The sequence below is a fragment of the Saccharopolyspora phatthalungensis genome (genome assembly GCF_014203395.1).
Lineage (GTDB): Bacteria > Actinomycetota > Actinomycetes > Mycobacteriales > Pseudonocardiaceae > Saccharopolyspora > Saccharopolyspora phatthalungensis.
On sequence record NZ_JACHIW010000001.1, the window covers coordinates 2,040,695 to 2,062,888 of the forward strand.

Sequence of the window (22,194 nt, forward strand, 5' to 3'; positions counted from 1 at the left end):
CTGTTTCACGTGAAACAGCGGATCATCGCGACCGCGAGATCGCGCGCTCGATGAGCGTCGCGAAGACCTCCCCCAGGGACCGGCCCGCGGCCTCGACTGCCATCGGTAGCAACGAGGTCTCGGTCAGTCCGGGCGATACGTTGACTTCCAGGAAGTGTGGAATCCCGTTCCGGTCGATGATCGCGTCCGTGCGCGAGGCGTCCCGCAGTCCGAGCAGCCGGTGCGCGGCGACCGCCAATTCGCCCGCGGCGGCGGCCGCTTCCGGCGAGACCTCGGCGGGAGCCCGGTAACTCGTGAGCCCCGCAGTGTAGCGAGCGGCGTAGTCGTAGAAGCCGCCCGTCGGCTCGATCTGCACCGCAGGCAGCGCCTCCGGACCCTCGGGGCCATCGATGACGGTGATCGCTACTTCCGTCCCCTCGACGAACTGCTCGACGAGTACCGCGTCCCCGTAGGACAGCGCGCCCACCATCGCCGACGGGAGCTCGGAGGCGCCGCGCACCACATGCGCGCCCAGCGCCGACCCGCCTTGGTCCGGCTTGAGCATCAACGGCAGCCCGAGCTTGGCCACGAGCGCATCCAGCACGGCCTGCGCGCCGAGTTCGCGAAAGGTGGCGTGGGGCAGCGCCACCCAGTCCGGGGTGGCCAGTCCGGCGCGCGCCAGCTCCGCCTTCGCGGTCGGCTTGTCCCAGGCCCGGCGGCAGGCGTGCGGGCCGGTGCCGACGTACGGAACTCCGACCATGTCCAGCACGGCCTGCACCGCCCCGTTCTCCCCTTCCCCGCCGTGCAGGGCGACCACGACCGCGTCCGGCCGCTCCTGCTCGATGCGGGACAGCAGCCGGGCGTCGGCATCCCACTCCGCGACGGTCACGCCGACAGAGCGCAGTGCGGCGGACAATCGACGCCCCGAGCGCAATGACACCTCGCGCTCGTGCGAAAGTCCGCCGGCGAGCACGGCAACCCAGCGATCAGACACTCAGCACACCCCTGGAAAGTAGTAGTCCACTGTGCCCAGGAGAATCCCTGGTGCACAGTGGACTGTTCGGATTTCGGGCCCCGGATTCGGTGAAAAACTCTACGCGGTGTCAGGTGAAGGAGCCTGCGGGCCCGACACGCTGCGCTGCGGCACGGTGCCGAAGGTGCGGACCAGCTCCATCTCCTCGGTCAGCGTGTTCGCCAGCCGCCGCACGCCCTCGCGGATCCGCTCCGGCGTCGGGTAGCAGAACGACAGCCGCATCTGCCGGCTGCCGAACCCATCGCGATAGAACCCGGTGCCCGAGACGTACGCGACGCGCTGGGTCACCGCTCGCGGCAGCATCGCCTTGGTGTCCACGCCTTCCGGCACGGTCAGCCAGACGAAGAAGCCACCGTCGGGCCGCGTCCACGTGCAACCGGGCGGCATGTACTGCTCTAGCGCGCCGAGCATCGCGTCGCGGCGCTCCCGGTACTGCTCCTGGAAGATCTTGATCTGCCCCTGCCAGTCGTGCGTGCTCAGGTAGCGGGACACGATCATCTGGTTCAGCGTGGGTGGGCACAGCGTCGCCGATTCGGCGGTCAGCACCAGTTTCTCCCGGATCGCGTGCGGCGCCAGCACCCAGCCGACGCGCAGGCCGGAGGCGAAGGTCTTGGAGAACGAGCCGAGGTAGACCACGTTTTCCGCGTCCATGCTGCGCAGCGCGGGATGCGGCCTGCCGTCGAAGCCGAGCAGGCCGTACGGGTTGTCCTCCACCACGAGGATGCCGTGCTGAGCGCAGATCTCCAGGATCTCGGCGCGCCGTGGCAGGGCCAGCGTGATGCCGCCCGGGTTGTGGAAATTCGGGATGGTGTAGAGGAACTTGATCCGCTTGCCCTGCGCCGTCACGTCCGCGATGGCTTGGCGCAGCGCACCGGGCTGCAGACCGTCCTCGTCCATCGCGACGTGTACGACCTCGGCCTGGTACGCGCCGAACGAGCCGAGCGCACCGACGTAGGACGGGCCCTCGGCGAGGATGACGTCTCCCGGGTCGCAGAAGATGCGGGTGACCATGTCCAGGGCCATCTGGGAGCCCGCGGTGACCATCACGTCATCCGGGTGGGCGGAGATCCCCTCCAGCGCCATGACCTCGCAGATCTGCTCGCGCAGCTCCGGCATCCCGTGCGCGGAGCCGTACTGCAAGGCGACCTGGCCGTCGACCGAGATCAGCCGGGCGACCTCGGCGGCCAGCGAGTCCAGCGGCAGCGCGGCGAGGTTCGGCATGCCGCCGGCCAGCGAGACCACCTCGGGGCGGCTGGCGACGGCGAAGAGAGCTCGGATCTCGGAGGCGGTCATCCCTGCGGTCCGCTCGGCGTAGTGCGCCCGGTACGCATCCAGGTTGCGTGCGGGCTTGTCGAGCGGGCTCGGGCGTTCCGGCATGGCCGGCTGGCTTCCTTGATCCGACATATCGCGCTCCGGTTTCGGTTGTGCGCTGCTCGTCCCCTCCCTCCGGGCGGGGACGATCGGGTGATTCTATCGGTCCTATCGCCGCGACCCACCCCACATGTAACGAGTACCTCGCGAGGAATGCGCGCGGACCGGTTCGCCCGGCGAGGGTTCAGACGCTTTCTCGCGGTGCGATCGCACGTCAGAACACCGCCGGTGCACCACGCCGCAATCTGCTCGTGAGAAGACGACTGAAACCCCGTAACCATGCGAGTTGAATGCCCACAACCGGTCGGGGCGGTAACCCATCTCACCCCATCGGGTCGCGCTCGGCGAGCGCAAGCGCTTCCGGTGTCGGGCCGCTGCGGCTTATCCTGACCACATCCCCGCGCTGTGTGCGCGGGTTCGTGCGGGTTTCCAGGAGGTCAGGTGTCGCGACGCGTCGTCGGCGTCACGCTGGACAACCTCGACCACCTGCCCCAGCGGTGCCGCCGATGTGTCTTCTGGGAGCTGGCGCCGAATGTCCGGGAGCAGGCCGAGGAGTTCGGCGAGACCGAACTGGAGAAGGAAGCCTGGGTCTCCAGCGTGCTGCTGGAGTGGGGCTCCTGCGGCCGCATCATCTACGTCGACGGCGTCCCGGCGGGGTATGCCATGTATGCGCCGCCCGCAGCCGTGCCACGGTCTAACTCCTTCCCCACCGCCCCGGTGAGTGCGGACGCCGTGCTGCTGACGGCGTTGCGCGTGGTGCCCGAGTTCGAGAACGGCGGCCTGGGCCGGGTGCTGGTGCAGAACGTCGCGAAGGACCTGACCCGGCGCGGGGTAAAGGCCGTGGAGGCGTTCGGCGATCTGGAGGGGTCCGCCGCGCGCTGCGTGATCCCGGCCGGATTCTTGCAGCAGGTCGGGTTCAAGACGGTCCGCCAGCATCCGAAGTGGCCGCGGATGCGGCTTGAGCTGCGCACCGCGATCTCCTGGAAGGAAGACGTGGAGGCGGCGCTGGAACGGCTGCTGAGCTCGGTGACGATCAAGACGGCCGAACCGGTCGTCGGGGGCGCCTGAGGGGTCATCGAAGGCGATTTCACTGGAAATCGATGTGCCGACTTCCAGTGAAATCGCCGGTTAGGCACCTTCCGCCCGGGCGAGTTCGTGGCGCAGCAGGTCGTCGAAGGTGAAGGTGCCCGTCGGCTGATCGTCTTTGCCCAACAGGTAAAGCCGCTTGACCGCGACCAGCAGGCCCTCGGCGACGACGTCCCGGAAGGCCGGGTCCAGCAGTCGGCTGCGGTCCCCGGCGTTACTCAGGTAGCCGATCTCCATCCGGACGGCGGGCATCCGGGTCAGCCGCAGCACGTCCCAGGTCTTGGGGTGGGTGCGGCAGTCCCGCAAGCCCGTCCGGGCGACGATCTCGCGCTGCAGGAAGCCCGCCAGCGCCTCGCCCACGGTGGAGGTGGTGCCGTTGCCGGTGCCGAAGTGGAAACTCGCCACGCCCTCCGCCAGCGGCGAGGGATTGGCGTCGATGTGCAGCGACAGGAACATGTCTGCGCCGGCCTCGTTGGCGAACCCGGCCCGGTCGGCATCCGGCGGGCAGGAGTTGGGCCCGTGGGTGATCAATGCTTCCATTCCAGTGGCGACCATCCGGCCTTCCAGCCGGCGGGCCAGGTCCCAGGTCAGGTCGGCCTCGTGCACGTTGCCGACGGACGCCCCGCGGTCGGCGCCGCCGTGTCCCGGATCGATCACGATTCGCTTGCCGCGCAGCCGAGGCCCCGCGCGTCGCACCTTCTCCTGCTCGCGAAGGAACACCGGCCGACCGCCGCGGACCTTCGGCGCGAGTTGCTTGAGCGCCCGCAACGTGCCCGGCCCGCAGATGCCGTCGGCGTTCAGCCCGTAGTCCCGCTGGAAGCTGCGCAGGGCCTGCTCGGTCTCCTGGCCGAAGATGCCGTCCGGGCGGCCCGCGTCATAGCCCAGCTCCAGCAGCCGCTCCTGCAACGCGAAGACGTCATCGCCGCTGACCGGCTTCGATACCAGGAACGCCAACGAACGGTCGCCGAGCCGCCAGCGCGCGTCCGTCAGCGCCCGGTAGGTCGCCGGGCCGACGACGCCGTCGGTGATCAGCCCGCGTTGTTGTTGGAAGACCCGAACCGCCTGTTCCACCGCTTCGTCGAAGATCGCCGGGCCCGTCCGGCCGTTGGCCGGTAGCAGACCCAATGCCGCAAGCGTGTTCTTGATCTCGGCAACGGCCGGACCGACGTCACCGCGGTGGAGCAGCTGCATGCACTCCTCGCTCGATTCAGGCGCCGGTTTGGCACCGACGCGAAGGATAGTCGGGGAGGCCCCGGTCTCGTTCTACGTGCCGGGCCCGGATGGCGGACCCGTCGGGTCATTGTGCCTTGTGTACCGGGACCCGGCGCTGCGGCCCACGGCCACCGCGCTGGACGTGCGACAACGGTCCGTGGGTGGCTGATCTCCTCGGGTGCGAAAAAACGGTCCCGCCGTCACTGTGTTATCGACATGACGGCGGGACCGCGTTATTCGGTTGCGTCAGATGGAGTCCGATTTCACAAATAATCGGAGAGGTCCGACTCCAGCGCGGCCTTCGGCTTGGCACCGACGATCTGCTTGACCGGCTGGCCCTTGTCGAACAGCAGCATGGTCGGGATGGACATCACCTGATAGTCGCGCTGCAGGCTGGGGTTCGAGTCGATGTCCAGCTTGGCGACGGTGATCTTGTCCTTGTACTCGTCGGCGATCTGCTCGAGCACCGGGGCGACCATCTTGCATGGGCCGCACCAGGTGGCCCAGAAGTCGACCAGGACCGGCTTGTCGCTGTCCAGGACCTTTTCCTTGAACGTCTTCTCGTCCACGACCACCGTGTTGGTGTCGGCCATGTTCCTCTCCCTCTCTTAGATGCTGCTGAAGTCAGTGCGTCGTGCCGGGCCCGTAGCCGCCGCCGACGAGTTCGGTGGCCTTCTCGGCCGTCGGCGAGTCATGCTCGGCGAGCCAGCGCTCGGCGTCGATGGCGGCGGCGCAACCGGAGCCGGCGGCGGTGACCGCCTGCCGGTAGATGTGGTCCACCAGGTCGCCGGCGGCGAACACACCGGGCACGCCGGTGTGCGTGGTCGGCTGCCGGACCTGCACATAGCCCGCGTCGTCCACGGTGACCTGCTCCCGCACCAGTTCGCTGCGCGGGTCGTGGCCGATCGCGACGAACATGCCGGTCACGTCCAGCTCGGAGGTCTCGCCGGTGACCGTGTCGCTTAGCTTCAGGCCGCTGACGGTGGTATCGCCGACGACCTCGGTGACCGTCTTGTTGGTCAGCCACTTGATCTTCTCGTTGGCCCGCGCGCGCTCCAGCATGATCTTGGAGGCCCGGAACTCCTCGCGGCGGTGGATGATCGTCACCGACCGGGCGAAGCGGGTCAGGAAGGTGGCCTCCTCCATCGCCGAGTCACCGCCGCCGATGACCGCGATGTCCTGGTCGCGGAAGAAGAACCCGTCGCAGGTGGCGCAGGCGGACACGCCGCGCCCAAGCAGCCGCTCCTCGCCGGGCACGCCGAGGTAGCGGGCGGCGGCGCCCATGGCCAGGACGATGGCTTTGGCGCGGTACTCCACGCCGTTGGCCAGCACCGTCTTGACGTCGCCGGTCAGATCGAGGCGCTCGACGTCCTCGGCCCGCAGTTCGGCGCCGAAGCGTTCCGCCTGGGATCGCATCTGCTCCATCAGGTCGGGGCCCATGATCCCGTCCCGGAAGCCCGGGTAGTTCTCCACCTCGGTGGTGGTCATCAACGCGCCACCGAACTGGGTGCCCTCGAAGATCAGTGGTTCGAGCTCCGCTCGCGCGGCGTACACCGCTGCGGTGTACCCGGCTGGGCCAGAGCCCACGATGATCACGTTGCGGACGTCGCCAGTCACCGCGCCCCTTCCGTTGTAGCGTCCCCGTCGCGCTCGGCGCGCGACCGTATCCGGCTTAACGCGATCCTATTCGGGTCTGTTCCCGATCACGCCAGACGCCGTGCGCCAGGGCACAGCGGAGCCGACTCCCGTCCCAAGGACCGAGAGCCGGCGCAGCTTTGGCACGGCCGGTTGCGGGATCCGCACCCGGCGGCGTGGCGGTTGGGTGTCAGCCGCCGAACGTGGCGTCCGAGATCTTGGCGGGGTTGCCCGGGCCGCACTCGGGGCCGACCGCTAAGAGGCGGAACTTGCCGAGGCCGCCGCCCGGCAGGATCAGCAGCTGGGCCGGTTGTCCGTCGAGCGTTATCGCCCGCGCCCCGAGCGGTTTTCCGCCGTTGACGCCGTTGGCCTGCAAACAGCCGATGAGCCGCTTCGGGTCCGCCAGCGCGCCGTTGTACTGCTCGGAGTTGATGATCTCGGCGAACTGTTCGCCGCTCAGCGTGACCCGGTCGCCCTGCAACGCCAGCGGCGCGGGTGAGGCGGTCGTCGCGTTTGGGTGCGCCTGGTGGCTGCTCGGTTCCATGTCCCCCGGCATGATCGAGAACACCACTGCCGCGGCTGCGGCCGCCACCCCGACCAGGCCGGTGCCCACCGTGATCCGCCGTCGGCGGCGCTGCTTGGCCGCTGTGAAGTCGATTACCTGGCCACCCTGCTCGGCAGCCGGAGCCGGGCGGGCGGGCTCGACCGGCGGTGCGGCACTTCCCTGCTGCTCGGCCCAGGCCCGAACCTCGTTCTCCAGTGCGGCATCGATGCGGGCCGAAACGTCGTCGGGGATCGTCAGCGGCGGAAGCGCCGCCAGATCCGAACTGGTGGCGTCCAACGCCGCCAGGATCTCCCTGGCCTCCGGGTCATCCTGGACCTGGACGCGCAGTTGATCGGCGGTCTGCTGGTCCAGCACTCCAGCGTGGAGATCGGCCAGCAAGTCCAAGGACCACGGTGGCCCCTGCGGCGCCCCCGTGCGCCGGTGTTCACCACTCATCGTCCCTCCCGTTGACGCATGGCCATCGCGTCATCTCGGACGTTCGCATCTGCACTTGGGTTCCGCAGGTGTCCTAGAAGTTTGGCGAGTTTGGCCCGACCGCGTGCGCATCGGCTCTTCACGGTTCCCTCGGCGACACCCAAGATCGCCGCGGTCTCCGCTACGGAGTATCCCTCCACGTCTACCAGCACGATCGCCGACCGTTGATCTTCGGGGAGTTCGGCGAGCGCGTCCTGGACGGCCATCTTGGTGTCCTGTTCATCGATGGCATCGCGGGACACCGCCGGTTCGGTGGGGCCGGTCTCCGGTAGCGGTACGGTCGGCCGGGCCTGGCGGCGGCGGATGCGGTCCAGGCAGGCGTTCACCACGATCCGGTGCAGCCAGGTGGTGACCTGGGATTCGGCGCGGAACGACGAGGCGTTGCGGAAAGCCGAGATCATGGCGTCCTGAAGCGCATCCGCGGCATCTTCGTGGTCGCGCACGGTCCGCAGCGCCACCGCCCACAGCCGATCCCGATGTCGGCGGAAGAGCTCGGAGAACGCGTGCGGATCTCCGTTGGTATGCGCCGCGATGAGTTCGGCGTCCGAGCTGACGGGGACAGACACGGAACAGCACTTTACTGATCGTGAGAACCGGCACATCCGCCACACTGACGAGTGGCGGATCTGCCGTGGTCAACCATCCGCCGCAGGTGACTCCGCGACCGGTTGTCTCCCGCTTGCCGCGAATCGATCTCGGATCGCGCCGGTCGCCGCGTGGTGACTACTGCCCTACGGGTTGCCGTCAGCCAGCGGTGCCGTTGACGGTGATCTCGTTGATCTGTGCGGCGAATCCGCCGTCCTGGGGGATCAGCCGTTTGATCACGACCAGGATCTGCTGCATCGGGGAGTCCGCGTTCAACTTGATCGCGGTGTCACCGTTGCCGAGCGTCGCCGCCCCTAGCAGGGTGCCGCCATCCGCGCTGGGCGCCCCGCTGACCGTGCGGACCTCGACGACAGTGCCGACGCTCGCCGAGTTGATCACGAGTTCCCGAGGCACCGCGGGGTGATCGAAGTTCAGCACGGCACCGGTGCCGTTGCTGATCCCGCCGGGGCCGAGCTGCTGGTTGTAGCGGGAGGTCCCCCATTCCGTGGTGGGGTTGCCATCGACGAGAAAGCGAATCCTGTTCGGGTTGTCCGCCGAGCCGTTGCCGCTGAACTGCGTCGCGCCGGTCACCGGCACCTTGATCAGCGCCGCCGGCGGCTGCTGCTCGCTGGGCTGACCGCCCGGCCGGTTTCCGGACTCGCCGATGATCTGGCCGGTACCGCTGTCGCGGTTGGACTCGGTGAACATGCCGATCAGGCCGACCGCGATCCAGCCGACCACCAGCAGCGTGGCCACCGCGAGTACGCCGAGGCTGATCAGCAGCTTCTTGCGCTTGGCCCGGTCCGGCTTGGGGTCCTCGCGACGCCAGACTTCGTTGCTCTCGGTAGCCTGCGTGTTCTGCGTCACCGAACCGGTGGTTTCGAAGGTCGCATGCTGTTCCAGCACGCGGAGCACGGCGGCACCGGTGCGGACCCCGCCGGTGGTGCCGGTGGAATCCGGGTTGCCCAGCGCCCGCACCGCGACCGTGGACAGCTCCAGCGGCACGGTCGGTCGCAGGGTGCGCGGCGCGATCAGGTTGCCGTCGGGGCCGGTCGGCGCGGCGGGCAGGCTCTCGGGCGCGTCGCCGAGCGCCCACCTGCCGGTGAGCAGCAGGTACAGCGCGGCACCCAGGCCGCGAACGTCGTCGCTGGAGGTGGCCCGAGCCATCGGGCCGGGGAAGGCCATCCGGATCTCGCCGTCCGGGGTGACCCGGATCCGCTGCGGGTGATCGGCGCCGAGCACCAGCCCGGCATGGTGCGCCGCCTCGACCGCGGCGGCGAGCGGCTGCAGCAGCCGGGCCGCGGTGCCAGGCGGCAGCGGGCCCTCGGCGACCAGATCGAGCAGATCGGTGCCGTGGGTCCATTCGGCGATCACGAGGCCTAGCACGCCATTGGGATCGCTGGAGGATTGCGTAACGACGTCGAGCACCCGCGCGACGCCGACGTGGTTGAAGGTGCTGGCGTGCATCGCGCGTTCCAGGGTGCGCCGCGCGTTGGACGCAGCTTCGGAGTCCGAGCGGTCGCCAATCAAGATCGTCAGCGCGACGTCCCGGCCCAGCACACCGTCCTTGGCCCGCCACAACTGGACGTTGCAGCGGTTGTCCGAACCAGCCTGGGAAAGCAGCCGATACCGGCCGTGGTCCAGAACCCGACCAGGAGTCAGCGCCTGCTCGGCCGAACCCTCGTCGCCGGACTCGTTGCGTTCCGCTGCGATCTGCTCGGTGGGTTTGCTGGTCACCTTCCCTCTCCCGCTCCTTCCGGTCCGCCAGGGGTTGCGTGCCACCCCTCTCCCCCCACGGAAGGAGACTTAATCACGAGGGTACGTGACGGAGGGGTCAGCGACGACGCAGCAAACCGGTGAGCCGTCCGATCGCCGGCTGCAATTCCGCAACGCGCAGCACCGACATCAGTCCGAAGATCGCCGCGAAACCGATCACGCTGCCCACGCTCAACTGTAGCCATCCCGTTCCGGCACCGGCGCTTCCGGGCACCAGTGCGTCCACGCCCAGCGCGGTAACCCACGCGAGAAACCCGCCGAGCAGCGAAGCCGTCAAGGTTTTTGCCAGTGTGACAAGGAAACGGCGGCTGCCGAGTGGGCCGAGCCGGTGCCGCAGCCAGGCTTCGCCGACCAGCCAACCGATCACGAAGCAGAAAGAGTTGACGAACGTCAGGCCGAATACCACGTGCTCTGGTGCGAGGAACGCGGGAACCACGAAGGCCATCAGCACCTTGGCGAGGGTCATCACCACCATGATCAGCGTTGGGGTGCGGGCGTCGTTCAAGGCGTTGAACGTCCGCATCTGCATCATGGTCAGCGCGTAGGGCAGCACACCAAAGGCCGACAGGGCCAGCGCGAGACCGAGTATGGTGGCCTGCCCGGAAAGCCCGGACTTCAGCGCGAACAACGCCATCGCCAGCGGTACGCCGAGCGCGGTCATGATCGCACTGACCGGCAGCAAGGTCACAGTGGACAGTCGGTTGCCCAGCGAAAGATCGGCGATCACCTTGGGATGATCGCCGTCCGCGGCGGCGGCGCTCATCCGCGGCAGGATCGCGGTCATGATCGAGAAACCGATCACACCGTAGGGCAACTGGAGCAGCATCCACACGTAGGTGTAAGTGGACAGGGCACCGGCGTCGGAGCCGGTCGCCACCCGGGTCAGCGCGGTCAGCCCGACCTGGCTGATCGCGACGTAGCCGAGCATCCAGAGCGCGAGCCCGCCGAACTCGGAAAGCCGCGAGTCCCAGCCCCACCGCCAACGGAAGCGGAATCCGGTCCTGCGCAGCGCGGGCAATTGAATGAACGCTTGGCAGACCACACCGAGGGTGACGCCGATGCCCAGAACGAGCACGTGCCCGTCCGTCATCGAGACCGGCGACAGCGAGATCCTGCCCGGTAGCAGCCAGAAGACGCCGATGGTGGCGATCACCACCAGGTTGTTGACCACCGGTGCCCAAGCCGGGGGGCTGAAGATCTGCTTGGCCTGCAAGATCGCGCCGATCAGCGCGCTGAGGCCGTAGAAGAAGATCTGCGGCAGCAGCAGGTACGCGAACGCGTTGACCAGCGACATGTTCGAGGCGTCGGACTCGGTGACGAGGATCCAGGTCAGGATCGGCGTGCAGACCAGCGCCAGCAGCGTGCCGAGCCCCAGGACCACGCTTGCGATCGTCATCAGCTGCTGGACGAACCGCTCGCCGCCATCGGCGTCGGACTTCTGGGCGCGCACCAGAACCGGCACCACGATGCTGGTCAGAACGCCGCCGATGAGCAGTTCGAAGATCATGTTCGGCAGCGTGTTGGCCACGTTGAACGAGTCGTTCTCGACGCCGAAGGTGAGCACCACGGCCAGCATCAGCTTCCACAGGAAGCCGGTGATCCGGCTGGTCAGGGTGGCCACGGCCATCGATCCGCTGGCCTTGAGCAGCGACGGCTTGCCCGGCGAGACCGGGCGGATCACCTGGGTCTGCTCGGTGGCCTGCTCGACGGCTTGGCCCATACCGGGCTCCGGCGGCACCGCGGGGATCGGCTGGGTCTCCGCGACGTGCCAGCCGCGCGGCATGCTCGGGGCCTGGGACATGGCGCCGGGCCGGCGAATCGGCATGGTCGGGCGCGTCTCGGGTGGCGGCGCGGGCCTGGGCGGCCCGGGGTTACCGCCGATCCGCCCGGTATCCCTGTCTCGGTTCACTGGCTCAAATCCTTCGCCCGTCGGCACACCGAGTGCATCGCCCGGTCCTGTCGGTCAGTCCAGGTCCACACCTACGAGTGATGGCATGACCCCGCTCAGGATCTCAGTTCCGGTTCCGATCACCGTCAGTGGTGGCGATCTGGGTGTTTTCGGGCGTGCTGTCCTGCGGCGCTCCGTTCGTACCGGTCGGTTCGGTCGAGCCGGTCGATTCCGCTGGGTGAGCCGGGTCTGTCGAGTCAGTCGGAGCGGCCGAGTCAGCAGGGTCGGAAGGATCGGCTGTGGCGCACGGCGCGGCCGGGCCGGACCAGCGAGCCGCCGATTCCGCGGCCCGGCGACGCCTGGCGCGCGCCCGCTTGACGATCCGCAGCGCCGACATCAGCACCAGCAGCGCCGCCGCGATCGCGGTCAGGATCGGGATCAGGGCGCCGTAGTTGGTGGACTCGATCTGCAGCCGCTTGGTGGGCCCGAGCTGGGTGCCCGCCTGCGTGGTCGTGCTCACGTCGATGGTGAACTTCCCGGCGCGCTGCGCCGAGGTCTGCAGGTAGAACACCCGCCGCCCGTTGGCCGGGATGGAGACCGGACCGCCGAACTCGTGCCGGATCTCGACGCCGGGCACCCGCGGGATGTGGAACACGATCTTCACCGTGATCGGCAGGTCGTTGACCACCGTCAGGGGGATCGGGCTGCTGCCCGAATCCAACCGCGTGACCTGGCCGGCGAACTCCTCGACGCGGACCTGCCCGAGTACCTCGCCGATCACGCCGGTCGCCCGGTTCACCCACTGCCGGGCGGCGTCGGGGTGCCCGCGCCACGCGCTCGAAGCCCCGCGCAGCAAACCGCTGCGCAGCGGCGTGGTGACGTCGCTGGGCGGCACGGGGCTGGACCGTTCCTCCGACGAAGACCGGTACAGGTCGCCGACCTTGAAGTTCTGCTCGGCGAGTTGGTCGATCACGGGTTGCGGGATCTCCGCCGAACCGGCGTCCACCGGGTATCTGAGGTCGGCTTCCGGCAGCGTCTTCGGGTTCGGGTCGGGCAGGGCCGTGGGCCGGATGAAACCGGCGTCGCTCAACTGCTGCATGCCGTCGAGCAGGCCGCGTAGATCGTCGCCGCGGAGGTTCCAGCGGCGCGGCGGCATCAGCACCGAGGTGGCGTTCGGCACCGCACCCTGCGTCGCCCGGAAGGTCAGCGCGCCGAGCGCGTTCTGCGCGGACAAGGCGCCGTTTTGCGGCGGAGAGAGCGCGGTGACCTTCATCTCGGTGTCGTGCAGCGGGTCGAGCGCGCTGGTCAGCAGCGGGTCGATCGGCAGGGCGGCCAACTGCTGACCGCGCACCCGGACCGGGGACAGTGAACCGGCGGGGAGGTCCAGCGCTCGGGGCTCCAACAGCGCGAGACCGGGCAGCTTGCCGATCGCCGCGTTGTCCAGCGCCCCCTCGATCGGCCAGAGCACGTTGCGGGGCTCGACGCCCAGGATGTCGCGGACGAGGGCGGTGCCGTCCAGCGCGCCGTTGACCAGGTCCGGCAGCCCGGCCCGGCCCAGCGCCACGATGTCGGCGTCGGCATAGGGCAGCGCGATCACGCAGCGCCCCGCGGTGGCCTCGCGGAGCTTGCTCAGCCACAGGTCGGCAGCGCGGGCGCCGATTCCTTCGGTCAGCGAACCGTTGGGCTGGCGCACCAGGTAGCCGCGTTGCATGGCTCTGACGGTGACCAGCAGGTCCGGGTCGACGGCGAAGCACAGCGCGCTGCCCAGCGGCGAACCCGGCGCGGCCCGGTCGGTTACCGCTTGCACCAGGTCGTAGAGCCGGCCGCCGGGCGCGAGCGAGGTGGACAGCTGGTCGTCGGCCAGCACCGCGCGCATGCGCCCGATGGCCTCCCGCTCCAGGTGTGGGTAGTCCACGATCGGCACCAGCATGCTGATCGGGGTTGGCTGTGCGGGCCGGACCGGCGCACCGCCCGGTGGGCCGAGCACTGGCAGCAGGAACTGGGCTTCGGCGATGCGCGCCCGGCCGCCGCCGGTCGGCGCTCCGTTGATGTTGACCAACAGCGGGTACACACCGGGTTGGCTGAGCTGCAGCGAATTCGCGCCGGTCAACGGAATGCGCAGCTCGACCGGGATCTGCTGGCCGGGCGCGATCCGGTCGGCGACCGCGGCGAAGGCGGGTTCGGTGACGGTGGCCGTGTCGTCGTGCAGTGCGCGCTGGACGGCCGGTTCGGTGGTGGTCGCGTTGCCGCGCTGGATGCGGGCCTCGATGTCGTTGATCTGGCGATCGCTGGTGTTGGTCAACCGACCGGTGACGACGACTTCGCCCGGAGATCCGCCGGTGACCGCCGGCGGGGTGATCTTGATCACGTCCAAGTGGGCTGGGGTCTCGCCCTGCGCGGCCGCCCGGGGCGCCGGGACCAGCGGGACCACCGCGAACAACACCGCCGCGACCAGCGCGGCAAGCAGAACCTTCACCCCGGCTCCGTTTCGCTACCTCGCACCGGCCGGGCCGCGAGCCGCTCGCCCGGGCCGTCCGGTTCGTCGCCGCGCAGGCTCAGCGCGCGGCGCACCAGCCGACGCTCGTCGGCGTAGGCCAGTACCTCGTCCAGTTCACCAAGCGGCACCCACGCCACCTCGGTGACCTCCACGTCTTCGTCGGAAAGCTGTCCGCCCACCGCATCCAGCAGGAAGTGGTGCACGGTCTTGTGTATGCGCCGGCTGCCCGCGACGAACCAGTAGTCGATCGTGCCGATCGGGGCCACCACCCGGCCGATGATGCCGGTCTCCTCGGCGACCTCGCGCACCGCGGTCTGCTCCGCGGTTTCGCCCGCCTCGATGTGCCCCTTCGGCAGCGACCACAGCAGGCGTCCCTTGCGGTCCAGCCTTCCGATGATCGCAGCGAGGCTTTCGACGCCGTCGACCACCAGCCCGCCGGCCGAGGTCTCGTCGACGGTTCGCAGCCTGCGCCGCCGGCGCCGGTTCCGACGCCCCGGCTGGGCACCGCCGGAGCGGCCGGGCGACGGGGGCATGCCGCCGATGGTAGTGCGATCAGCTGTTTTAGGGGGGAGCTGGTCGTTTTGCGCAGCGCCGCTGGTGGCGGGGCTCACGGGCGTCGGAGAATGGCGTGGCGTGCCTGTGCGGGGCACGGAAAAGGTGTCGGCGGGTGCCCGGATGACCCGGCGTGCGCAGGTCGGCTTTTCGCGTCGATCACCGACCCCACGCCCCAAGAGGGACGGCCTGAGCAGGCGATACCCTGATACATCGTGTCCCCTTCACAGCACAACGACTTCGTAACGTCCGCCGAGCAGCTGCAGTCTCGGGAGCGCAGAGCGCAGCGCAACGCCGTCGTGGAGTTGGTGAAGATCGCCCCGGTCGCCGAGGAGCTTTCCCAGCGCTTCGCCGCGGCGGGCCACCGGCTGTACCTGGTCGGCGGCAGCGTGCGGGACGCGCTGCTGGGGCGGTTGGGCACGGACCTGGACTTCACCACCGACGCCCGTCCGGAGCAGGTCCGCGATCTGCTGACCGGCTGGGCGGAGACGATCTGGGACACCGGGATCCAGTTCGGCACGCTCGGCGCGTACCGGCACGGCACGACGGTCGAGATCACCACGTTCCGTGCGGACACCTACGACCGCGTGGGCCGCAATCCGGACGTCGCCTTCGGCGACACCATCGAAGGCGACCTGGTGCGCCGCGATTTCACGGTGAACGCCATGGCCATCGAGCTGCCGAGCCGGTCGTTCATCGACCTGCACGGCGGAATGGCGGACCTGGTAAACCGTCGGCTGGACACCCCGGCCGCGCCGGAGGACTCCTTCGCCGACGATCCGCTGCGGATGCTGCGGGCCGCCCGCTTCGTCTCCCAGCTCGGCTTCACCGCCGCCGACCGGGTGGTGGAAGCGATGACCGACATGGCCACCGAAATCGCCCGGATCACCGCGGAGCGGGTGCAGGTCGAGCTGTCCAAGCTGCTGTGCGGCGAGTTCCCGCGCAGCGGCATCGAGCTGTTGGTGGAGACCGGGTTGGCCGACCACGTGCTGCCCGAGGTGCCGGCCATGAAGCTGGAGATCGACGAGCACCACCAGCACAAGGACGTCTACCGGCACTCGTTGACCGTGCTGGACCAGGCGATCGACCTGGAGCGCTCCGCCGATCCGGCGGGCGAGCCGGACCTGGTGCTGCGGCTGGCGGCGCTGCTGCACGACATCGGCAAGCCGGCCACCCGGCGGTTCGAGTCGGGCGGCGGGGTGAGCTTCCACCACCACGAGGTGGTCGGCGCGAAGATGGTGCGCAAGCGGCTGCGCGCGCTGCGATACCCCAAGGACGTCATCGGCCAGGTCGCCGACCTGGTCTTCCTGCACCTGCGGTTCCACGGCTACAGCGACGGCCAGTGGACCGATTCGGCGGTCCGCCGCTACGTCAACGACGCCGGTCCGTTACTGCCCCGGCTGCACAAGCTGGTGCGGGCGGACTGCACGACCCGCAACAAGCGCAAGGCGGCGGCGTTGCAGCGGGCCTACGACGATCTTGAAGAGCGCATCGCGCGGATCGCGGAGGCGGAGGACCTGGCGAAGGTCCGGCCGGACCTGGACGGCAACGAGATCATGCGGTTGCTCGGCGTCGAGCCGGGACCGGTCGTGGGCCAGGCCTGGAAGCACCTGAAAGAGCTACGCCTGGACCGCGGCCCGATGTCCCATGACGAAGCGGTCGAGGAGCTCTTCCGCTGGGCCCGGGAGCAGGGCATCGACATCTCCTGATCCGGTGCGGGCCAACGGGCGCCGGGTGCCAGGTGGCGCGCTACTCATGTCGTTTCCCCAGCTCAAGGTGTCATTAATAATAATGAGAAGAAATACTTGTTGTGATCGCTGAGTGTTGTCTCGTCGTTGGTGCCCTTGACGGCTCAGTTCCGGACGTTTGCCGGACTTGGTTTGGTTGGTGTGGGTTCGTGCATGGGTAACCAGTGAGATCATGCGATGGTGGGATCAGACGCGGACGTGGAACCGGGGACGCTGCTCGTCGCCGCCCCACAACTGCTGGACCGGAACTTCCGGCGGACGGTCGTTTACGTCATTCACCACCGCGCCGAGGGCACCCTGGGCGTCGTGCTGAACCGGCCGAGCGAGGTGGCGGTGCACGACGTGCTGCCGAAGTGGGGCCCGCACGCCAGCGAACCGCAGTCGCTGTTCGTCGGCGGCCCGGTGGAACAGCGCACGGCGATCTGCCTGGCCGCGCTGCGCGCGGGCGAGGACGTCGGCAGGATCGCCGGCATGGTCGGCGTCCGCGGCCCGGTCGGGCTGGTCGACCTCGACGGTGACCCCGAGGAACTGGTGCCCCGAGCGCGCGGCCTCCGCTTCTTCGCCGGCTATGCCGGCTGGGAGCCCGGCCAGCTCGCCGGCGAAATCGAGCGCGGTGACTGGGTCGTGGTGCCGGCCTTGCCGGACGACGTCATCGCCGACCCCGGCGCCGAGCTCTGGGGGCGGGTCCTGCGCCGCCAGGGGCCACCGCTCGCCTTCCTCGCCACGCATCCCGGCGACGTCAAGCTCAACTAGCTCCGCCGAGCCCCAGCTGTGGATGATGCGGCGAGTTATCCCCAAATTTGGGAGTTGTCCACAGAGTTGTGAACAACTGCCTGTGGATAACTCAGCGTCAGCCGTCGCGGCGGATAGAGACCGCACCAGGCGGTGGCGATCAGCACGAGTGCCTGGCCGGGGAACTCCTCGGCGACGCTGTCGCGGAAGCGGTGCACCAGCATGCCGGTTGCGGTGCCAAGGAGACGTCCGGGCGCGAGGAGTTACCGCGCAAGATCAGTTCTGCCGGGGCACGCCGCAGCAGCCGCCCGCGCAGCCACCGCATCCGGCGGCGGGCGCCGGTGCCGGCATCGCCTCGGCGGCCCGATTGCCGACCACTCCGCCGACCGTCATCAGCGCGAACGCGCCGATCAGCCCGAACCCCGCGACCATCACGACGCTGAAGGTGGCGGCCAGCATCGGCAGCGAAGCGCCGGCGAGCACCGCGATCGCGCCGCCGGCCAGCATCGCGGGACCGGCCACCCGGTTGGCGAGCTCGAACGCGTCCTCGCTGCGCATGGCGGCGGGGGTGCGGACACCGACGTAACGGTTGCGGGGCAGCTGGCCCCGGATTCCCCGGAAACCCAGGAGCAGCAGCGCCGCCCCGCCGAGAACCAAGATCGTGCAGAGGATCACCTGAACAGCGAGCACTCGAACAGCGTAAGGCTCCATCTGGGCGCTACCTGTCGGACACCCTCGTCCGGTGTGCTGTCCCACATGTCGAAGACATCTGTCCCGAGCGGACTCCTGGCGATCGCGTTGGCGGTCGCGCTGCCGATGGCGGTCGCCGCGCCCGCCACGGCGGCCCCCGAGAAGGTAGCGCTGGTGAGCGAAACGACATTGCCGCACGCCATGCAGTTCAACGGCACCACGGTCGGCGGGCTGTCCGGTGTGGACTACGACCCGCGGACCGGTAAATGGGTGCTGATCAGCGATGATCGCTCAGAGCGGCAACCGGCCCGGATCTACACCGCCGAGCTGACCGACGGCGCGTTGCGGCTGACCGGCACGGCGCCGCTGCTGCGTCCGGACGGCACGACATACCCGAAGGGCAGCGTGGACCCCGAGGACGTCCGGTGGGATCCGTGGACTCGCGGCGTCTGGTGGACCAGCGAGGGCGATCGCGGCGCGCAGCCGATCGACCCGTCGATCCGCAGCGCCACCGCCGACGGCGCGTTCGCCTCGGAGCTGCCGCTGCCGGAAAACCTGCGGATCCTTCCGGAGACCGGGCCGAAGCAGAACGAGGTGCTGGAAGGTCTGACCTTCGCCGCTGGCGGCAGCAGGGTCGTCACGGCGGTCGAAGGCCCGCTGATGCAGGACGGAGAGTCGCCGACCGCCGGGCAAGGCGCGCTGTCCCGGATCACCGTGCAGTCCCGGTCCGGCCGGGTGCTCGGGCAGTATGCCTACCCGCTGGACAAGGTGTTCGCCGAGTCGCCGACCGGTGGGTCCGCCAACAACGGGGTGTCCGCGCTGTTGGCGGACCGGAACGGCTACCTGGTGATGGAGCGTGCGTTCGTCAGCGGTGTCGGCAACTCGGTTCGGATCTACCGGATCGACACCCGCGGCGCGACCGACGTGCAGGACGTCCCGTCGTTGCTGGGCGCGCACGTGCGACCGGTGCACAAGGAACTCCTGGTCGACCTCGCCGACCTCGGCCTGAGCAAGATTGACAACGTCGAGGGCATGACCTGGGGGCCGCGGCTGCCGAACGGGCGGCGCAGCCTGGTGCTTGTCAGCGACGACAACTTCTCCCCCGCCCAGACCACGCAGATAATCACTCTTGCCGTGAAGTGATCTAGGTTACCCTGGAGTCGTGAGCATGCAGCTGCTTCTTGCGAGGCCGCGTTGAACGTCCGGTAGCGACGCTTCGACGCGGCAACCCCTCATGCCCAAGTGGGCCTGGGGGGTTTTCCATTTTCAGCAGGCGGCACACTAAGGGCGCATGACCCGCGCGCTCGGGCGAGAAGGCAGGGAAGGACGCGACACGATGAGTGGCCAGGCAGAGGGCTCGACGACCGGGGGGACCGAAGAGGTCCCGCAGTTCCGCTACACCGCGGACACGGCGGCCGAGATCGAGCAGCGTTGGCAGCGCCGTTGGGAGGAGCGCGGCACCTTCCACGCGCCCAACCCGGCCGGTTCACTCAAGGGCGATGTCCCGGCGGACAAGCTGTTCGTGCAGGACATGTTCCCGTACCCGTCCGGTTCCGGGCTGCACGTCGGGCACCCGCTGGGCTATATCGGCACCGACGTCTACGCCCGCTACCACCGGATGCTGGGCCGCAACGTCCTGCACACCATGGGCTTCGACTCCTTCGGCCTGCCAGCCGAGCAGTACGCGGTGCAGACCGGGACGCACCCGCGCACCACCACCGAGGCCAACATCGAGCGGTTCCTGGGGCAGATCCGCCGCCTGGGCCTGGGCCACGACGAGCGCCGCCGGATCGCCACCACCGACGTCGAGTTCTACCGCTGGACGCAGTGGATCTTCCTGCAGATCTTCAATGCCTGGTACGACACCGAGGCCAACGGCGGCAAGGGCCGCGCCCGGCCGATCAGCGAGCTGGTGGAGCAGTTCGTCACCGGCGAGCGCGCCACCCCGGACGGTCGCCCGTGGGCCGAGCTGACCCGCGCCGAGCACGCGGAGATCATCGACTCCTACCGGCTGGCGTACCTGTCCGAGGCGCCGGTGAACTGGGCGCCCGGACTGGGCACCGTGGTCGCCAACGAGGAGGTCACCGCCGACGGCCTGACCGAGCGCGGCAACTTCCCGGTGTTCCGCCGCAACCTGAAGCAGTGGATGATGCGGATCACCGCCTACGCCGACCGGCTGGTCGACGACCTGGACCGGCTGGACTGGCCGGACAAGGTCAAGACCATGCAGCGGAACTGGATCGGCCGCTCGCAGGGCGCGAACGTGGTATTCCCGCTGGACGGTTCGGCCCACCACATCGAGGTCTTCACCACCCGCCCGGACACCCTGTTCGGCGTGACTTACATGGTCCTGGCGCCGGAGCACCCGCTGGTCGACGAGCTGACCGCCACGGAATGGCCCGCCAAGGTCGACGACCGCTGGACCGGCGGCGCGGCCACACCCGCCGAGGCCGTCGCGCAGTACCGGCGCGCGGCGTCGATGAAGTCGGACCTGGACCGCCAGGAGAACAAGGAGAAGACCGGCGTCTTCACCGGCGCCTGGGCGACCAACCCGGTCAACGGCGCGCAAATCCCGGTGTTCATCGCCGACTACGTGCTGATGGGCTACGGCACCGGCGCGATCATGGCGGTGCCCGGGGAGGACGCCCGCGACTTCGAGTTCGCCGAGGTCTTCGGCCTGCCGATCGTGCGCACTGTGCAGCCGTCGGAGGGCTTCGAGGGCGGCGCCTACACCGGCGAGGGGCCGCGGATCAACTCCGCGAACCCGGAGGTCGGGCTGGACCTGAACGGGTTGGGGCTAGCGGACGCGAAGAAGACGGTCACCGCCTGGCTGGAGGACCATGGCCACGGCCGCGGCACCGTCCAGTACAAGCTGCGTGACTGGCTGTTCGCGCGGCAACGCTACTGGGGCGAGCCGTTCCCGGTCGTCTATGGCGAGGACGGCGTGCCGCTGGGGCTGCCGGGGGACCAGCTGCCGGTCGAACTGCCCGAGGTCGAGGACTACTCGCCGCGGACCTTCGAACCGGAGGACGCCGACAGCAGGCCGGAGCCGCCGCTGGCCAAGGCCACCGACTGGGCCGAGGTGGAACTGGACCTGGGCGACGGGCTGAAGCGCTACCACCGGGACACCAATGTGATGCCGCAGTGGGCCGGTTCCTGCTGGTACCAGCTGCGCTACATCGACCCGGACAACTCCGAGCGGTTCGTCGAGCCGGCCAATGAGCGCTACTGGATGGGCAAGCACCCGGAGCTGCACGGCGCGAACGACCCGGGCGGCGTGGACCTGTATGTCGGCGGCGTGGAGCACGCGGTGCTGCACCTGCTGTATTCCCGGTTCTGGCACAAGGTGCTGCACGACCTGGGGTACCTGGAGTCGGAGGAGCCGTACCGGCGGCTGTACAACCAGGGCTACATCCAGGCGTACGCCTTCACCGACTCGCGCGGTGTGTACGTCCCGGCCGACGAGGTGGAGGAACGCGACGGCAAGTTCTTCCACAACAGCGAGGAAGTCAACCGCGAGTACGGGAAGATGGGCAAGAGCCTGAAGAACTCCGTGTCGCCGGACGAGATGGCCGACGCCTACGGCGTGGACACGCTGCGGCTCTACGAGATGTCGATGGGTCCGCTGGACGCGTCGCGGCCGTGGGTGACCAAGGACGTGGTGGGCTCGCACCGGTTCTTGCAGCGGTTGTGGCGCAACGTCGTCGACGAGCACACCGGAGAGCTGCGGATCACCGATGAGCAGCCGGACGTCGAGATGCTGCGGGCGCTGCACAAGACCATCGCCGGGGTCCGGGAGGACTACGCGGAGCTGCGGTTCAACACCGCGGTGGCGAAGCTGATCGAGTTCAACAACCGGATCACCAAGACCTACTCGTCGGCGGCGGGTACCCCGCGGTCGGTGGTGGAGCCGCTGGTGCTGATGGTCTCGCCGCTGACGCCGCATCTGGCCGAGGAGCTGTGGGCCCGGCTGGGGCACGAGGAAAGCCTGGCGCACGGCTCGTTCCCGGTGGCCGACGAGCAGTACCTGGTCGAGGACACCCTGGAGTACCCGATCCAGGTCAACGGCAAGGTGCGGTCCCGGGTCGTGGTGCCGGCCTCGGCCGACCAGGACGCGGTCAAGGCCTCCGCGCTGGCGGACGAGAAGATCGTTGCCGCGCTGGACGGTAAGGACCCGCGCAAGGTCATCGTCGTCCCTGGCCGCCTGGTCAACGTCGTCGCCTGAGCCGACGCCGGTCTCTCCGGTGTCGATTTCCATGGAAATCGACGGGGGCTAGAGGCCGAGGGCCGTGGTGAACCGCGCCATACCGGTCGCCGCGCCTCGGGGGTGCGGTTTCAATGGGCACCGTGATCCCCGAGGGGTGGCGAGCT

18 protein-coding genes are annotated in these 22,194 nt (G+C 69.2%); 5 read left to right on the top strand and 13 right to left on the bottom strand.

Features of this window, described 5'->3' with window-relative positions; all coding sequences use genetic code 11:
* Positions 1–22 precede the first annotated feature (22 nt).
* Together BJ970_RS09075 and BJ970_RS09080 are read right to left on the bottom strand one after the other, a co-directional pair.
* A complete protein-coding gene (locus BJ970_RS09075; protein ID WP_184725856.1) occupies positions 23–973 on the bottom strand; it encodes a D-alanine--D-alanine ligase family protein in 951 nt (316 codons plus the stop codon).
* 99 nt (positions 974–1,072) lie between these two features.
* Positions 1,073–2,416 carry an aminotransferase-like domain-containing protein gene (locus BJ970_RS09080; RefSeq protein ID WP_184725858.1) on the bottom strand — a complete coding sequence of 448 codons (1,344 nt, stop codon included), beginning with the start codon at positions 2,414–2,416 and terminating at the stop codon, positions 1,073–1,075.
* A 408-nt stretch (positions 2,417–2,824) separates the two neighbouring features.
* On the opposite strand from BJ970_RS09080, the gene BJ970_RS09085 reads away from it, so the two are divergent.
* Entirely contained in the window at positions 2,825–3,451 is a 627-nt protein-coding gene (locus tag BJ970_RS09085) for a GNAT family N-acetyltransferase (RefSeq protein ID WP_184725860.1), read from the top strand.
* Positions 3,452–3,511: 60 nt separating this feature from the next.
* Here the strand turns inward: BJ970_RS09085 and BJ970_RS09090 are convergent, their stop codons facing one another.
* The 9 genes from BJ970_RS09090 to BJ970_RS09130 form a co-directional block, all read right to left on the bottom strand.
* Positions 3,512–4,660 (bottom strand): N-acetylmuramoyl-L-alanine amidase, encoded by a 1,149-nt coding sequence (locus BJ970_RS09090; protein ID WP_184725862.1) that lies wholly within the window; start codon positions 4,658–4,660, stop codon positions 3,512–3,514.
* 284 nt (positions 4,661–4,944) lie between these two features.
* Positions 4,945–5,274 (bottom strand): thioredoxin, encoded by a 330-nt coding sequence (gene trxA / locus BJ970_RS09095; protein ID WP_184725864.1) that lies wholly within the window; start codon positions 5,272–5,274, stop codon positions 4,945–4,947.
* Positions 5,275–5,305: 31 nt separating this feature from the next.
* Positions 5,306–6,298 (bottom strand): thioredoxin-disulfide reductase, encoded by a 993-nt coding sequence (trxB, locus tag BJ970_RS09100; RefSeq protein ID WP_184725866.1) that lies wholly within the window; start codon positions 6,296–6,298, stop codon positions 5,306–5,308.
* A 208-nt stretch (positions 6,299–6,506) separates the two neighbouring features.
* Positions 6,507–7,316: an RsmA family anti-sigma factor gene (locus BJ970_RS09105; RefSeq protein ID WP_184725868.1), complete on the bottom strand. Its 810-nt coding sequence runs from the start codon at positions 7,314–7,316 to the stop codon at positions 6,507–6,509.
* The gene (sigM, locus tag BJ970_RS09110) at positions 7,313–7,921 is read right to left on the bottom strand and encodes an RNA polymerase sigma factor SigM (RefSeq protein ID WP_312864168.1); all 609 of its coding nucleotides are present in this window, start codon (positions 7,919–7,921) and stop codon (positions 7,313–7,315) included. Before sigM ends, BJ970_RS09105 begins: the two co-directional genes overlap by 4 nt.
* A gap of 178 nt (positions 7,922–8,099) precedes the next feature.
* Complete coding sequence (locus tag BJ970_RS09115; protein ID WP_184725870.1) at positions 8,100–9,677, bottom strand: protein kinase family protein; 1,578 nt, start codon at positions 9,675–9,677, stop codon at positions 8,100–8,102.
* Positions 9,678–9,774: 97 nt separating this feature from the next.
* Positions 9,775–11,625 (bottom strand): murein biosynthesis integral membrane protein MurJ, encoded by a 1,851-nt coding sequence (gene murJ, locus BJ970_RS09120; RefSeq protein WP_312864169.1) that lies wholly within the window; start codon positions 11,623–11,625, stop codon positions 9,775–9,777.
* A gap of 103 nt (positions 11,626–11,728) precedes the next feature.
* Positions 11,729–14,080, bottom strand: coding sequence for a glycoprotein (locus BJ970_RS09125; RefSeq protein WP_184725871.1), 2,352 nt, complete (start codon positions 14,078–14,080; stop codon positions 11,729–11,731).
* Positions 14,077–14,634 carry an NUDIX hydrolase gene (locus BJ970_RS09130; protein ID WP_184725872.1) on the bottom strand — a complete coding sequence of 186 codons (558 nt, stop codon included), beginning with the start codon at positions 14,632–14,634 and terminating at the stop codon, positions 14,077–14,079. The genes BJ970_RS09125 and BJ970_RS09130 overlap by 4 nt, the downstream gene beginning before the upstream one ends.
* Before the next feature lie 234 nt (positions 14,635–14,868).
* Between BJ970_RS09130 and BJ970_RS09135 the strand changes: the two genes are divergently transcribed.
* Both BJ970_RS09135 and BJ970_RS09140 read left to right on the top strand, forming a co-directional pair.
* Positions 14,869–16,362 (top strand): CCA tRNA nucleotidyltransferase, encoded by a 1,494-nt coding sequence (locus tag BJ970_RS09135; RefSeq protein WP_376775010.1) that lies wholly within the window; start codon positions 14,869–14,871, stop codon positions 16,360–16,362.
* Positions 16,363–16,578: 216 nt separating this feature from the next.
* Positions 16,579–17,154 (top strand): YqgE/AlgH family protein, encoded by a 576-nt coding sequence (locus BJ970_RS09140; protein WP_184725873.1) that lies wholly within the window; start codon positions 16,579–16,581, stop codon positions 17,152–17,154.
* Between the two features lie 35 nt (positions 17,155–17,189).
* On the opposite strand, the gene BJ970_RS09145 is transcribed toward BJ970_RS09140, so the two are convergent.
* Entirely contained in the window at positions 17,190–17,357 is a 168-nt protein-coding gene (locus BJ970_RS09145) for a hypothetical protein (protein WP_184725874.1), read from the bottom strand.
* Between the two features lie 52 nt (positions 17,358–17,409).
* Positions 17,410–17,823, bottom strand: a complete 414-nt coding sequence (locus BJ970_RS09150; RefSeq protein ID WP_376775011.1) for an SdpI family protein — start codon at positions 17,821–17,823, stop codon at positions 17,410–17,412.
* 66 nt (positions 17,824–17,889) lie between these two features.
* Here BJ970_RS09150 and BJ970_RS09155 point away from each other — a divergent pair, with 66 nt between their 5' ends.
* Both BJ970_RS09155 and leuS read left to right on the top strand, forming a co-directional pair.
* On the top strand, positions 17,890–18,966 hold the full coding sequence (locus BJ970_RS09155; RefSeq protein WP_184725876.1) for an esterase-like activity of phytase family protein: 1,077 nt from the start codon (positions 17,890–17,892) through the stop codon (positions 18,964–18,966).
* Positions 18,967–19,159: 193 nt separating this feature from the next.
* Positions 19,160–22,048, top strand: a complete 2,889-nt coding sequence (gene leuS / locus BJ970_RS09160) for a leucine--tRNA ligase (RefSeq protein ID WP_184725877.1) — start codon at positions 19,160–19,162, stop codon at positions 22,046–22,048.
* The last annotated feature ends 146 nt before the right edge of the window (positions 22,049–22,194 follow it).

Excerpts from the sequence above, each read along its gene's own strand:
- leuS (WP_184725877.1), top strand. The coding sequence starts at position 19,160 with ATGAGTGGCCAGGCAGAGGGCTCGACGACCGGGGGGACCGAAGAGGTC.
- BJ970_RS09080 (WP_184725858.1), bottom strand. The coding sequence starts at position 2,416 with ATGTCGGATCAAGGAAGCCAGCCGGCCATGCCGGAACGCCCGAGCCCG.
- BJ970_RS09105 (WP_184725868.1), bottom strand. The coding sequence starts at position 7,316 with ATGAGTGGTGAACACCGGCGCACGGGGGCGCCGCAGGGGCCACCGTGG.
- trxA (WP_184725864.1), bottom strand. The coding sequence starts at position 5,274 with ATGGCCGACACCAACACGGTGGTCGTGGACGAGAAGACGTTCAAGGAA.
- BJ970_RS09145 (WP_184725874.1), bottom strand. The coding sequence starts at position 17,357 with ATGCTGGTGCACCGCTTCCGCGACAGCGTCGCCGAGGAGTTCCCCGGC.
- BJ970_RS09130 (WP_184725872.1), bottom strand. The coding sequence starts at position 14,634 with ATGCCCCCGTCGCCCGGCCGCTCCGGCGGTGCCCAGCCGGGGCGTCGG.
- BJ970_RS09090 (WP_184725862.1), bottom strand. The coding sequence starts at position 4,660 with ATGCAGCTGCTCCACCGCGGTGACGTCGGTCCGGCCGTTGCCGAGATC.
- BJ970_RS09140 (WP_184725873.1), top strand. The coding sequence starts at position 16,579 with ATGGTGGGATCAGACGCGGACGTGGAACCGGGGACGCTGCTCGTCGCC.
- BJ970_RS09155 (WP_184725876.1), top strand. The coding sequence starts at position 17,890 with ATGTCGAAGACATCTGTCCCGAGCGGACTCCTGGCGATCGCGTTGGCG.